Origin of the sequence: Acinetobacter sp. ANC 5378, assembly GCF_013004315.1 — a bacterium.
Lineage (GTDB): Bacteria > Pseudomonadota > Gammaproteobacteria > Pseudomonadales > Moraxellaceae > Acinetobacter.
Genome location: NZ_JABERK010000036.1, coordinates 1 through 13,157, shown reverse-complemented (window position 1 = coordinate 13,157; position 13,157 = coordinate 1). Strand labels below are relative to the sequence as shown.

At 41.3% G+C, this 13,157-nt stretch carries 13 protein-coding genes; 11 read left to right on the top strand and 2 right to left on the bottom strand.

The features are described from left to right. Positions 1 to 4 precede the first annotated feature (4 nt). Genes filD through filF form a run of 3 tightly spaced genes read left to right on the top strand, consistent with a single transcriptional unit; the run spans position 5 to position 4,954 of the window. Positions 5 to 1,669: a putative pilus system OmpP1/FadL family transporter FilD gene (gene filD, locus HLH16_RS08165; protein ID WP_171528941.1), complete on the top strand. Its 1,665-nt coding sequence runs from the start codon at positions 5 to 7 to the stop codon at positions 1,667 to 1,669. A 31-nt stretch (positions 1,670 to 1,700) separates the two neighbouring features. Beyond that, entirely contained in the window at positions 1,701 to 2,918 is a 1,218-nt protein-coding gene (filE, locus tag HLH16_RS08160; protein WP_250850253.1) for a putative pilus assembly protein FilE, read from the top strand. A gap of 23 nt (positions 2,919 to 2,941) precedes the next feature. Further along, positions 2,942 to 4,954: a putative pilus system protein FilF gene (gene filF, locus HLH16_RS08155; RefSeq protein ID WP_171528939.1), complete on the top strand. Its 2,013-nt coding sequence runs from the start codon at positions 2,942 to 2,944 to the stop codon at positions 4,952 to 4,954. 65 nt (positions 4,955 to 5,019) lie between these two features. Here filF and HLH16_RS08150 read toward each other — a convergent pair whose 3' ends face one another. Further along, entirely contained in the window at positions 5,020 to 5,568 is a 549-nt protein-coding gene (locus tag HLH16_RS08150; RefSeq protein ID WP_171528938.1) for an NUDIX hydrolase, read from the bottom strand. Positions 5,569 to 5,694: 126 nt separating this feature from the next. On the opposite strand from HLH16_RS08150, the gene HLH16_RS08145 reads away from it, so the two are divergent. The 7 genes from HLH16_RS08145 to fghA all read left to right on the top strand — a co-directional run bounded on the left by HLH16_RS08145 (position 5,695) and on the right by fghA (position 11,687). Then, positions 5,695 to 6,312, top strand: a complete 618-nt coding sequence (locus HLH16_RS08145; RefSeq protein WP_171528937.1) for an NUDIX hydrolase — start codon at positions 5,695 to 5,697, stop codon at positions 6,310 to 6,312. Positions 6,313 to 6,326: 14 nt separating this feature from the next. Next, the gene (locus HLH16_RS08140) at positions 6,327 to 6,857 is read left to right on the top strand and encodes a gamma carbonic anhydrase family protein (RefSeq protein WP_171528936.1); all 531 of its coding nucleotides are present in this window, start codon (positions 6,327 to 6,329) and stop codon (positions 6,855 to 6,857) included. Positions 6,858 to 6,987: 130 nt separating this feature from the next. After that, entirely contained in the window at positions 6,988 to 7,653 is a 666-nt protein-coding gene (gene tsaB, locus HLH16_RS08135; RefSeq protein ID WP_171528935.1) for a tRNA (adenosine(37)-N6)-threonylcarbamoyltransferase complex dimerization subunit type 1 TsaB, read from the top strand. 12 nt (positions 7,654 to 7,665) lie between these two features. Further along, the gene (locus HLH16_RS08130; RefSeq protein WP_131291825.1) at positions 7,666 to 8,490 is read left to right on the top strand and encodes an undecaprenyl-diphosphate phosphatase; all 825 of its coding nucleotides are present in this window, start codon (positions 7,666 to 7,668) and stop codon (positions 8,488 to 8,490) included. Further along, on the top strand, positions 8,484 to 9,302 hold the full coding sequence (locus HLH16_RS08125) for a class I SAM-dependent methyltransferase (protein ID WP_171528934.1): 819 nt from the start codon (positions 8,484 to 8,486) through the stop codon (positions 9,300 to 9,302). The genes HLH16_RS08130 and HLH16_RS08125 overlap by 7 nt, the downstream gene beginning before the upstream one ends. 123 nt (positions 9,303 to 9,425) lie before the next feature. Continuing rightward, the gene (locus tag HLH16_RS08120; protein WP_171528933.1) at positions 9,426 to 10,838 is read left to right on the top strand and encodes a C13 family peptidase; all 1,413 of its coding nucleotides are present in this window, start codon (positions 9,426 to 9,428) and stop codon (positions 10,836 to 10,838) included. A 12-nt stretch (positions 10,839 to 10,850) separates the two neighbouring features. Then, on the top strand, positions 10,851 to 11,687 hold the full coding sequence (fghA, locus tag HLH16_RS08115; protein WP_171528932.1) for an S-formylglutathione hydrolase: 837 nt from the start codon (positions 10,851 to 10,853) through the stop codon (positions 11,685 to 11,687). A 39-nt stretch (positions 11,688 to 11,726) separates the two neighbouring features. Here fghA and HLH16_RS08110 read toward each other — a convergent pair whose 3' ends face one another. Then, a complete protein-coding gene (locus HLH16_RS08110) occupies positions 11,727 to 12,002 on the bottom strand; it encodes a DUF2218 domain-containing protein (RefSeq protein ID WP_171528931.1) in 276 nt (91 codons plus the stop codon). Between the two features lie 189 nt (positions 12,003 to 12,191). Here HLH16_RS08110 and rpe point away from each other — a divergent pair, with 189 nt between their 5' ends. Continuing rightward, entirely contained in the window at positions 12,192 to 12,878 is a 687-nt protein-coding gene (gene rpe / locus HLH16_RS08105) for a ribulose-phosphate 3-epimerase (RefSeq protein WP_131291817.1), read from the top strand. Positions 12,879 to 13,157 lie beyond the last annotated feature (279 nt).

The window sequence follows — 13,157 nt, the reverse complement described above, 5'->3', positions numbered from 1 at the left end:
TCGTATGTATAAAATTCGACTCAGACCGCTCGTTAGCGCCATTCTCTTAACGGGCTGTTCAAGTGCTACATTTGCACAGTTAGGCACCAACCTTTCTGTAGATTTACGTTCCTTGAGTATGGGTAATGCGGTTACCGCAGATCCACCAGGGGTAAACGCTGTTCACTTTAACCCTGCGGGTTTAACCAAAATTGAAGGTCTGCAAACTGAGCAACAATTTATTGTTGCCAACTTTGACATTCAACGTGAATTTAGCGTCCCACCAGGCTATAACGTATTTGGTTATTCGGACGATCCAATGGTCTGTAATGATGGACCAGAAGTTGCATCTGATATTTGTACTGATTTTAAAGATAAAGTTAGTGGTGATGTTGAATATCCGAGTCTTTATGTTCCTATTTTGAAAAAGATGGTGGATTTAGGCGAAGGCATGCCATTGGTCGCACCTACTATGGGGATTGCCTATAACCCACCGGGTTCTAAAGCGACTTATGCGACGGCAGTCTATGCGCCACTGGTTGCCGGTTTTGGTGCGGAAAATGGTAATCCTGGTAATTATATGGGGCAACAAGTTGCCTTAGAGCGAATTACTTATTTATCTCCATCCGTGGGTTACCAGGTCAATGATCAACTTTCGATTGGTGGCGGTATTGGTATGTCTTACCAAGCCATGGGTCTCAAAACCGATTTACGTTTCCCTAATGAACTGATTGGTATGTTACGAATGATCGATGAAGTCGTTTGTACGCCATTTAAAGAAAATTCAGATATTATTACCGACATTCTATTACTTGGGATGTGTAATGCCGAAGAAGGTATGAACCCATTCGGTAAATTCGGTCAGATGCAATTGGCGGTTGAGCAATCCTTAAGTCCAAGTTTTAACTTGGGGGTACTGTGGGAGCCAACGGATGGCTTTAGTTTCGGTATGGTCTATCAAAGTGCAGCAAAAATGCGCTTAAAAGGGAAATACCATATTGATAATGCCAAAGCACCACAAGAATTAATTAAAGGCTTGATGTCATCGCCAACCGGACAAATTCTTGCAGCTATTTTAGGCTTCCCGAACTACATTCCATCCAGTGAATCCGGTCTAGTGTCCATGGACTTTGAATATCCTGCGCATTTTCAAGCCGGGATTAAATACAAAGTTATGCCAGATCTACAGGTGAATTTTGATGTAGGCTGGACGGACTATAGCGCATGGGACAAATTTACTTTTGAGTTTGACCGACAAATTTCAGCTTTAAAAGTTGCAAAATTACTTTCTGAAAATGTTAGCGATAGCTCGTTATCCTTACCGCTTGGTTTTACTTCACCGTGGAGCTTCGGTATTGGTATGGAATATTCAGCAACCGATCGTTTAAAACTACGAGCGGGTTATGAACCACGTTCAAGTGCCATTCCAGATGGGAAACGGAATACCATGATCCCAATCAACAATGCACAATTGTTTGGTATGGGCGTGGGCTATCGTTGGGATGCAGACACCGATTTAGACTTGTCTATCGGTTTCTTGCGTAGTAAAGATAATATTCCAGCCAATACCAGTAGTTTAGCCAACCAAACAGGCGTAAATAACTTACTGCTTAACCCATACGCGGGCCTGAATGTGAAAACCAATACAAAAATAACCATTCTAGGATTGAACTATAGAACACGTTGGTAAACAAAGGAAAAGAATGAAAGGGAATTTATTGATGAAAACGATACTGACGCTAAGTTTAGCGCAAGTATCGTGGTCATATGCAGGAGAGTTTCATACTATTATTGGTCCTGACGGTCGTCCAATGATCATTCAACGTGAACCGCCAAAAGTAGCTGCTGCAAAAACGAATCCAAAACCCGTTATTGTACAACAGCAGAGCCTACCTGTAGCGCCTGCTCATGAGCAAAAAGCGTCAGCTGCAACAAGTTCTGTGCAGAGTCCTATTGCTCAGATAACAGTTGCTGCACCTGGAAAATCAGTTAAAACTGGTAAAGTTGAATCGAGTGCTCAGACTGATCTTGACACAGTGAAAACTATAGAACCACAGACCAAAAGTGCTGTGAAGCTTCAGGTTGCAGAAAAAATGCAGCTACAATCAACACCAGTTTCTCCAGTTAATCGCCAACCTATTGCTACTGAAAATCAACTGGTGCTTCAACAGCCAACTGTAATTTCACAAAAAGTCTTAGAAGTAAAACCCGTGATTATTCAGGAAAATATAGAAAATACCGCTTTTGTGGATATTGATGGACAGCAATATGTCAAAAACGAATATTTAGAAGATAAAGAATTTAACTTAGAAGGCAAAAAGCGTTTTTACACTATGCCTGAAGGCATCATTGATCTTAAACATGGTGCAACGCGTTTACAAACGGTTGAACGTGAAAAGGGTGTGGGTAAATCTACAATACAATCCTTGTTTAAACGTAATGTTGTGCAAGATACCGGTCCGATTACCCTGGCAAAGACTTATTACCGCATTTCACAAGCAGATGCGATTGATGGTTTGGGGCAACAATGTTTTTCTGAAAAAAAACTGAAAAAAGTCAAAAAACTTGATTTAAATAAAGAGGTCAACTTCTGGCCACATGCACCGCTGAATGATGAGTTCGATTTTGAAGTTGCTGCACTGAATCCATCTGTGCAGAATATTCAGCTGAATTCGTATGCATCACGGCAGAATAACCCGACCTTTTACTGGCCTTTTGTGGTGTTTTTAGATGCAAAAGGTTGTGTCTTAGAAGGTGCAGGTGGATATAAAAATCAAGAGGGGGCATCTACCCTCATTCAGCACGAAAAAATAGAAGGGGTATTACATGTGCCTGCAAACAGCAAATATATATTGCTGACACCGTTGGCTTCAGCCATCGATGTTGAAGATCGTGCGTTAACCAATCACGGGCAAGTTAAACTCGTTGCAATCCGTTAGGGATAGAATAAAAGAGAGTCAGGATGAACATAAATAAATATAAATTACCTTTTGTAGCAACTGCATTGGTTATGGCTTTAAGTGGCTGTGGCGGCGAAAGTGCCAACGTGATCCCTGAGGTATATGATGAAAGTACGGCCAACGGTTCATGTAAAGCGAGAACAGCAGGCTGTGTTGAATTTGCCTTGGATTATCCATTAAACGGTTTAAATTTCACTTGTAGTAGTGACACCAAGAATCGCTTTACCACGCTGTTTGATCCAAATGGTGGAGCGGCAACTGGTGCATGTAAGGCAGCAGATAAAATTACTTTCTTCTTGCAAGGAGAAAAAGACAAGAAAATTGAATTGGGTACATTTCCAATGAGTAATATTGCCCATGTCAGCGTAGCGCAATTACCGCGTTTAACCTTATTGGATATTGCAGCAGGAATTCAAGGCAGAGCTGCGCAAAAATTATCACCTGATGATGTAACGGTTAAAGTAGCCATTCGTTTGGTGCGTCTGATTCAGGCAGTGGGCTTACAAAGTCAGCAAATTGTCAATGCACGTGATATTCAGCCGATCAGTATTGTTGATACAGAGCGTAAAAAATTAGAGCAAATCACCTCATTAATCACGCCAGAGCAATTTAAAGGCTTGTCGGATAAAGATTTCAGCGATGCAGTCAAACCTTGGGTGGATATTTCTAAAGTCTCTGATGTCGATGCTTTTGATGTTATTACTCAATTGATGCGTATCACGACTGCAGCCGTGTATCAGCCTGAATTTTCACTATTTTCTAGTAAGGAAGTCCTGGGTAGTGCCTTAAGTGGTACGGAGGGTTTGGTGGGCTGTAACAAGGAAGAATGTAAGGCTGAAGATAAATCAGCAACGCATTTGGTGGGTCACTTTATTGTGATGACGGATCGTCAAGGCAAAACCTTTGGTAGTGGTTTACAGTGGCGTGGTAAAGCTGAGACCGATGTGACCAGTATTGGCGGCGTAAATGCACAATTGATCCGTAAAGTGAAACCAGTACAAATGACGGCACTGCCGCAAGACAGCTGGATTCATCCAATTACCAAAGCGATTAATAATAATCCGGATTTGACTACACAAACTGGTTTCCAATTTAATGTAGATGATAGCAATGCACAGCCATTGATCGTGACGCAGGGTAAATTGTTCAATGACTATATGATTGCCGGTAAAGAACGTTTTTATAAACTGCTGACAGGTAAAAAAGAAGTCAACGAAGAAGACAAGAAAAATTACGGTCTCTGGCAACAACAGATCAACAGTGAAAGCTTTAAGGGCACACTCGACCTTTATAAAATTTACCCAATCACCTATTTAGACAGTAAAGTGTTTAAATCGGAAAATAATGTCAGCAGTGGGGCTTATATTTTTCCACTGTATGCAGACTTGATCTTTAAATTTACCGATAGCTCGGTGAATACCGTGAAACTGGGTATTGTGATTGACCATAATGGCGATATTCGGACCAATATGAAAGACAAGCCTGCCACGGTGATGGATTCCTCAGGCACAATCATCGATATGTCGACAGGCACAAATGGTTGTAGTGGGGCTGATGTACTGGGTAGTAGCATGATTGATGACAACAATGTGCAGCAGTATCGCATTGGAACTACAGGTCGTGCGTTTACTAGCTCTGGCACGGATGGCAATAAAATCTCAATTCGTATGATCCTGGCAGACAAAGTGTTCCAAAGCCTGGATGGTGCATTGATTGGGATGAACTCGAGTATTCAGACCTCCCCAAATTCGGGTGATTCTATTGTGATTGGCGGTGCATTACTAAACTTAAATCGCTTATTGGCAATGAGGTCAGGTGGTAAACCGGCTGCGGATGACGTGCCTTTTAAAGATTCAGCGGATAGTGATGTAAAATGGGCAAATAGTTTTGCCAGCTTCCAAAGCATTTATAGCGCGGTGGATCCTACCAACGAAGATGCGAAAAAGTGGGCAAAATTCACTGGTGGTAGCATTCAATTTAATCTTGCACCATGTTATGAAGTGAAAACCAAATAATTGTGAGATAAAAAAGCCCATCAGATGATGGGCTTTTTTATGCTCTATATTTTTTATTTTATCGATTAACCGGTATGGTCAAGGCGTGAACCTAAGGTTTCTAAATGCATGTCAAATTGATTGGTTTTACGGTCTTCAAAATAATGTCTTAAGGTACGTTCTACACTTGGAAAGGCCAGTTCCGACCAAGGAATCTCCTCTTCGCTAAATAAGCGGCTTTCAATAGTTTCTTCACCCGAGCCAAATTGACCATTTACTAAATTGGCTTTGAACAGCACATAAATTTGTCCGATCCGTGGAATATTGTACATACAATAAAGTTGTTCAATCTCGACTTCGGCTTCGGCTTCTTCACGGGTTTCACGTGCTGCACCTTGCTCCATGGTCTCAAATAATTCCATATAGCCGGCTGGAAGTGTCCATAAACCATAACGTGGTTCAATCGCACGGCGGCACAGTAAAACTTTATTTTCCCAAAGTACCAGTGCCCCGCAAATGACTTTAGGATTGATGTAATGAATATTGCCACAATCTGTACAAACACGACGTAATTGATGGTCGCCGAGTGGGATTTTTTCCGTAGTTTTATGTCCACAAATTACACAGAAATTCATATTCATCGTCAATGATAAAGGTGTGATCAGCATAACTGAAAAATTGAACTTTGGCATCATTTCTATCTTTTAGAATAAAAATTCAGCTATGATAAAACTAAGAAGAAATGATGGGAGAGTAGAGGTATGGATGACCATTCATTAATACAATCGTTACAGCAAAGATTACGTTTTTCCACACGGGTAAAACCGGCACAAGCTGCTGTATTAATTGCGATTACAGATGAATCTGATCCAAAAGTTCTGCTTACTCGACGTTCTTTATATTTAAATAATCATGCTGGAGAGGTTTCATTTCCAGGAGGGAAAAGAGACCCACAAGATACCAGTAATATTGTGGTCGCATTACGTGAAGCCTATGAAGAGACCGCATTAAATCCATTTGATGTGCAATTAATGGGTGATTTACCCATGCAAAAAGCCCGCAATGGGATGTTGGTGAAACCTGTCGTTGGGTTGATTCCAGCCGAAGTCGAATTGATTGCTCAACCGAGCGAAATTGATCGTATTTTCTTTGCCTCCCTCAGTAGCTTAATGAAAGCACCACCCATTCCTTATGAAGTACGTTATGCACACCAGTCTTTATATTTCCCTAGTATGCGTGTGGAAAATGAAATCGTTTGGGGTTTAACTGCACGGATGCTAGTTTCACTATTTCAGTATGGTTTGGATTATCAAAAGGAATGGCCTTTTTTATTAAATTCCCCAGCTTTTTATATGAATAAGATTAAACGTCATAAATAAAGGAAAATCGGAACATGATATACAAATTTAATGGATATGCACCTCAAGCAACACACCAGCCTTGGGATGGCTGGGTAGCGGATAATGCGACAGTGATTGGTCAAGTTGAAATGGGGAAACAGGTCAGTGTCTGGTTTGGTGCCGTGATCCGGGGCGATAACAGCAAAATTAAAATTGGTGATTTTAGTAATGTTCAGGAAAATGCCGTGTTACATACCGATGCGGGCATTGAAATGCAGATTGGGAACTATGTCACGATTGGGCATCAAGCAATGTTGCATGGTTGTACCGTTGGCGATAACACTTTAATTGGCATTAATTCCGTGATTTTAAACCATGCAGTGATTGGTAAAAACTGCATCATCGGAGCCAATGCCTTAATTCCTGAAGGCAAGGTCATTCCAGATAATTCTGTGGTGATGGGTTCACCGGGGAAAATAGTGAAAACCTTAGATGAGGCTGCTGAAGTTAAACTCAAAATGAGTGCCATGCACTACGCAGAACATTTTAAGCATTTTCAGAATTTGGAAGTGATTAAACTGTAATTTGATGATCTTATTCAGCCAAGCAAACGCTTGGCTTTTTTGTATTCCACAGATGGAAAATCTCGCCTAGTGCGAATGAGTGGAGTATCATATGCCTCGTTTTTTACATTTAAATTAATTAAGGTTGTGCATGAAATTGCTGGCATTGGAAACTGCCAATGAGCAGTGTTCCGTCTCTATTGTAGATGAAACCCAAGAATTATTTTTCCAATTAGATGCGCGAGCAAAAGCACAAACGCAAACAATTCTCCCGATGATTGAGCAGGCATTTACACAGCTTGGTCTATCTGCATCTGAATTAACTGCAATTGCATTTAGCCGTGGTCCCGGTTCTTTTAGCGGTGTGCGAATTAATGCAGCGGTGACTCAGGCATTGGCATGGGCAAATGATGTTCCGGTTGTTCCTGTTTCAACTTTGCAAGCTTTGGCACAGACAGCACACCGCATTGCCGGTTTAAGCACCGTGACAGCGGTACTCGATGCACGGATGAAAGAAGTCTATATTGCGAGTTTTAAACTCGATTCACAGGGTATTATGCAGGCTGTGGATGAAGAACAACTGTTAAATTACGATGATGCCAGCCAAGCGGTTAAATTTGAACTTGTAGGTTCCGGTTCAGCTTTAATTAAGCCTGAACAAATACAATACAAAGACTTAAGTGCGACTGCGCAAGATATTGCTACCATTGCGCGCGCAGATGTCGAGCAAAAAAAATGGGTCAGTGCTGAACAGGCATTACCTGTATATTTACGTGATAACGCTTGGAAAAAAATTCCAGAACAGGGCAAATCATAATCAGGATTTTGTATGGATCTTTTACTGCTGCTGAAAGCGGCAATTATGGGTATTGTTGAAGGTATTACCGAATTTCTACCTATTTCAAGTACTGGACATTTAATTCTCGCTTCAGAGTTAATGAATTTCTGGACCAAAGAAAAAAGTGATGTATTCGTGATTGCCATTCAAATGGGCGCGATTGCAGCAGTGATTTATGAATACTGGGCTCGTCTGTGGGGTGCAGCAACCGGTATGTTTACCGGTGAACCCAAAGGTCGCCATTTGGGGTTTAGCCTGATTATGGCTTCAATTCCAATTGTGCTGATTGGTCTCACTTTTGGACAAGCAGTCAAAGAATTATTATTTAATGATATTGCGGTTGCGATTGGCTTGATTGTCGGTGGTTTCATTATTATGTGGATTGAAAAAAATCCACCTAAAGTAAATGCTGAAGAAGTCGAGAATATCAGCTATAAAGAAGCGATCTGGATTGGTTTAATCCAAGTACTGTCGTTAATTCCGGGAACCTCACGTTCTGGTGCAACCATTATTGGTGCAATGTTCTTGGGCATATCACGTAAAGCGGCAACTGAATTTTCTTTCTTCCTCGGGATACCGGTGATTATTGGTGCAGGTCTTTTAGACCTTTATCAAAGCTACCATGTATTTCAGAGTACTGAAGATTGGACTGTTCTTGCAGCCGGAATTCTGGTTTCATTTGTTTCGGCTTTGATTCTAATTCGAGTATTGGTTGCTTATGTCGCAAAACGTGATTTTATGATCTTTGCCTGGTACCGTATTGCCTCGGGTCTTTTAATCTTACTCTTTGCATTTACAGGCTGGAAATTATGGTAAGCGAACTCCGCTTATTTGTAGAACAGGAATTTCAACAGAAAGCACAGCAGTATTCTGCTGTGCTTTCTTCTCGTGGAGTAAAGGTAAATTTTGAAATCATTGAAAAGCTCAATGCCCGATTTTTGCGTTTTAATCCCGAATTGGCTTTATGTGTAGATGAATCTGGACTTTGGCTGTGTGCCAATGGCATGAAGATGCAACCAGACTGGAAAGCAGAAATTCCACGTTTAAAAAGATCGTCATTAAAATCAGAAATGATTGCACGAGCGTGTAATCTCGGTGAAAAACCGAGCTTGATCGATGCCACTGCTGGTTTAGGGCATGACAGTTTATTGATGGCACATTTAGGTGCCCATGTTACCTTGGTTGAGCGACATCCGATTTTATTTACCTTGCTTGAAGATACCAAAAGCAATGCGGAAACCGATCCGTTTTTAAGTTCGGTGGTTGCACGGATTGATCTAGTTTTTTCAGATTCTGCCGACTATTTAATTCAGCAGGCTGAAAAAAATGCTGTGGTGGATGTCGTCTATCTCGACCCGATGTTTCCACAACGGGATCAAAACCAGCAAGCCATTAAAAAACAGGCACAAGTCAAAAAGCAGATGCAATTGTTGCATATGCTGTTGCCTGAAGATGGTGAAATGGATCTGGGTGATAATTTATTGATTTTGGCACAAAAAGTAGCAAAACGAGTGGTAGTAAAACGTCCTCGTTTAGCCGTATATTTGGCTGACCAGGAACCCAATCATCAATGGCAAGGCGATGCTTGTCGTTTTGATGCCTACTTTCAGCATCATCTTGTAGAGTAGTTTGGTAATTGCTTCAATATTGTGCATTAATTTGTTATATAGTTCAAAAGCAGCATTGATAAAACTTCCATCAAGCATAAACTTACACAGTGAATCAGCGAGCTACAGCTAACCCTAAATCCTATGATCGACTTTAAACCCTCCATCAATTTTTGGCATGATTTTAAAAGCAACCAAACTGCAGGGATGTGGCTCTTTTTGGGATCACGTCGGTCTTTACAAATCGTTCGCCCCTCAATTCTACAACTGATTTTTTGGGGGATTTTAGGCGGCAGTGCCAACAGTTTATTTAGTTGGTTAAGTTCAGGGGAAGTGGGGGAGTTTAATCCTCAAGGCTTGATCAGTTATGCCTTATGGCCTTTTATTGCACTGATTGTCGGTATTTTCCTTTCCCAGCGTATTAATAACCCCCGTTTGATGTTGGTGCCTGCCTTATTGTGGCTGGTACTGGATACGCATATCGCCTTATTACAAAGTCTGATTCAGTATTTGGGTTATATCGATGTATTGCCTTACATCTTCTATGACTATTTACCGATGATATTCATGGTGCTGTTTGTCTGGCAAAGTTTGGCTGTGGTCTGGGTTTTTTCACGTGAACTCAAATGGCCATGGTGGGAGCGGGCACTGATTGTTGCAGCAACGCTTTTTACCCTGGTGGTCTGGCAAATGTCAGTTAAAAGCCAACCGATCTGGAAAGTTGAAGAAACACCTCCGACTTTTGCCGAAGATGCCTTTTACGCGCAAAGCCGTATACTGAATAAATCACTTGAAGATGTGCAGTATGGTGAATTTACACAATCGCATTGGTACTTTTTAGGGGTCGCCGGTGCAGGTTATCAAGACGTGTTTAAGTCAGAAGTCGAGCGGATTAAAGAACAGTTTGATACCCGCTTCGGAACCTTTGGTCGTTCACTCATCTTGGTGAATAATCCTGAGACACGCACTCAAACTCCGATTGCTTCGCGTACCAGTATGGACATGGCTTTACGTCGCATTGGCCAGCAGATGAACCGTGAAAGTGATGTGTTATTTTTATACATGACCTCACATGGTTTACCGAATCAGTTTGAAATGGAAAATGATCCGATCGATTTAAATGATGTCGATCCTAAATGGCTTAAAGAAACTCTGGACAAATCCGGTATTCGTTGGCGGGTGATTGTGATTTCTGCCTGTTATTCGGGAAGTTTTGTTCCCGCTTTGCAGGATGATAATACTTTAATTATTACCGCGTCTGCGGCTGACCGGGCATCTTTCGGCTGTTCAAATGAAGCGGATTATACTTATTTTGGGCGTGCATTCTTTGATCAGGCCATGCGTGAGCAGACCTCTGTGAGTGCCGCATTCGAGCAAACCAAAGACACCGTGGCACAATGGGAAAAGGCGCAGGGTTTTGAAGCATCCGAACCACAATGGTCGATTGGTAAGAATATGGAATTTATGTTGCCGCAATTGGAGCAACGCTTATTTCCAGTGACCTCTAAAACAGAGACAAAAATAGAAATACCCCAATTAAGTGTTCAAACACAATAAGGAAAAATAGACATGGAATTAATCCAACATAATCGATGCTTTGATGGTGAACAGCGCATTTATGCTTTTAATTCCAAGGTGCTCAAGGGTGAAGCTAAATTTGGTATTTTCTTGCCCCCTCAAGCTTTAACCGGTCAAGCATGTCCAGCACTTTTTTATTTAGCCGGTCTGACCTGTACAGAAGAAACCTTCGCGATTAAAGCTCATTCACAACGCTTGGCAGCTCAACTGGGTTTGATCCTGATTAGTCCTGATACTTCGCCAAGAGGTGAGCAGGTTGCGCAAGGCGATTCTTGGGATATCGGTCAAGGTGCAGGCTTTTATATTAATGCGACCCAAACGCCGTGGGCGGAACATTATCAAATGGAAAGCTTCATTGCTGATGAGCTTTATGATTTGGTCATTCAGAACTTTCCAGTGCAAGCGGATGCCATGGGGATCTTCGGACATTCCATGGGTGGACATGGTGCGTTAACACTGGCACTGAAATATCCTGAAAAATTTAAATCAGTGTCTGCTTTTGCGCCCATTTGTGCACCAAGCCAATGTCCTTGGGGTGAAAAAGCCTTTTCGAATTATTTTGGTGAAGATCGAAATGAATGGTTAAAGCATGATGCCACTGCCTTGATTCAAGAAAAAGGGGCATTGTTTACAGAAATTTTGATTGATCAAGGATCGAAAGATCAATTCTACGCGCAATTGAATCCGGCATTATTTAAGCAGGCTTGTGCCCAAGTGGGACAGTCTCTAACTTTACGTGAACATGCAGGCTATGATCACGGATACTATTTTATTCAAAGTTTTATCGATGACCATTTGCAATTTCATGCCGTGCAACTTGAAGCGTAATATTTAATTCAAAAAAGGGAGAATCATGTTCTCCCTTTTTTATGAATGCTGCCATGTTGCGGTAAATTGTTGCTGTGCCATACGGCCTAAATGATCGAGAACGACTTTTTCTAAAGTACTTAGGTCTTCTAATGAGCTATCAATTGAGACCAATAATGCTTCTGACTGTGGCATCAGTTTTACGGTTGCATCCGGCATAAAAATACTAAAATTGCCGTCTGTTTCAGCAACTTCAAATTTATGTTTCCAATGATTCAATAAACGCTTGGCGATACGAGCGGCTTCTGATGTGATAATTTTAGTATTGCTTTTCATTCTCATTTACCTTGGGGTGTGGTATCAACATAACAGATTAAAAGAATAGCGAAAGTTAAATCATGCAACGCAATGTTGCAGTTTTGGGATACCGAATAAATAGAATCGAATCAGGATTGAATCACAGCAGCAAGGTTCAATTTGTTATAATGCGAAAAATCAATTCGAATACATAGCCAGGTTCTCCCCATGTCCAAGCCATATTTAATTGCACCATCAATTTTATCTGCTGACTTTGCTCGTTTAGGCGAGGAAGTCGAAAATGTGCTCGCTGCTGGTGCAGATGTCGTACATTTTGACGTGATGGATAACCATTATGTCCCTAACCTGACGTTTGGTGCAGGTGTGTGTAAGGCATTAAAAAAATATGGGATTAAAGCGCCGATTGACGTGCATTTGATGGTTTCACCGGTAGATCGCATGATTGGGGATTTCTTGGAAGCAGGGGCTGACATTATTACCTTCCACCCGGAAGCAAGCGACCATATTGACCGTTCTTTACAGTTGATTAAAGCCGGTGGTGCGAAAGCAGGTTTAGTGTTTAACCCGGCAACTCCTTTGCATTATCTGGACTATGTTCTGGACAAAGTCGATCAAGTTTTGTTGATGAGTGTCAACCCAGGTTTTGGTGGTCAAAAATTTATTCCCATGACTTTGGACAAACTTCGTCAAGCACGCAAAATCATTGATGCTTCAGGTCGTGACATCCGTTTAGAAGTGGATGGTGGCGTAACACCTGCCAATATTCGTGAAATTGCAGAAGCCGGTGCAGATATGTTTGTTGCCGGTTCAGCCATTTTCGGTAAACCGGATTATCAAGCTGTGATTAATGAAATGCGTGCAGAACTTGCAAAAGTAGGTGCTGTAAATCTCTAATATTCTCTAATTAATTGCTGCTAAGTTGTGGATAACTTTATGGATAACCATATGGATATCTGTGTAGATAACTGTATGGATAACTTGATTAGTTTGTAAACGATTATAGGGCGATAGTTTGAAAATTAGACATTAAATGTATAAAAAGGACTCAATCGAGCACTGCTGTCCCACAATTTTTCATAAAAGGAGGCTCAATTGAGCTTCCTTTTGTTTTATCGGTATTTTATCGGGCATGAATAAAGCTTTTAAGGTTTTTCTCTCAAACAGATTTACTTG

Bases quoted from the DNA above. Each gene is read 5' to 3' on its own strand.
- filD (WP_171528941.1), top strand. From the start codon at position 5: ATGTATAAAATTCGACTCAGACCGCTCGTTAGCGCCATTCTCTTAACG.
- filE (WP_250850253.1), top strand. From the start codon at position 1,701: ATGAAAACGATACTGACGCTAAGTTTAGCGCAAGTATCGTGGTCATAT.
- filF (WP_171528939.1), top strand. From the start codon at position 2,942: ATGAACATAAATAAATATAAATTACCTTTTGTAGCAACTGCATTGGTT.
- HLH16_RS08150 (WP_171528938.1), bottom strand. From the start codon at position 5,568: ATGAATTTCTGTGTAATTTGTGGACATAAAACTACGGAAAAAATCCCA.
- HLH16_RS08145 (WP_171528937.1), top strand. From the start codon at position 5,695: ATGGATGACCATTCATTAATACAATCGTTACAGCAAAGATTACGTTTT.
- HLH16_RS08140 (WP_171528936.1), top strand. From the start codon at position 6,327: ATGATATACAAATTTAATGGATATGCACCTCAAGCAACACACCAGCCT.
- tsaB (WP_171528935.1), top strand. From the start codon at position 6,988: ATGAAATTGCTGGCATTGGAAACTGCCAATGAGCAGTGTTCCGTCTCT.
- HLH16_RS08130 (WP_131291825.1), top strand. From the start codon at position 7,666: ATGGATCTTTTACTGCTGCTGAAAGCGGCAATTATGGGTATTGTTGAA.
- HLH16_RS08125 (WP_171528934.1), top strand. From the start codon at position 8,484: ATGGTAAGCGAACTCCGCTTATTTGTAGAACAGGAATTTCAACAGAAA.
- HLH16_RS08120 (WP_171528933.1), top strand. From the start codon at position 9,426: ATGATCGACTTTAAACCCTCCATCAATTTTTGGCATGATTTTAAAAGC.
- fghA (WP_171528932.1), top strand. From the start codon at position 10,851: ATGGAATTAATCCAACATAATCGATGCTTTGATGGTGAACAGCGCATT.
- HLH16_RS08110 (WP_171528931.1), bottom strand. From the start codon at position 12,002: ATGAAAAGCAATACTAAAATTATCACATCAGAAGCCGCTCGTATCGCC.
- rpe (WP_131291817.1), top strand. From the start codon at position 12,192: ATGTCCAAGCCATATTTAATTGCACCATCAATTTTATCTGCTGACTTT.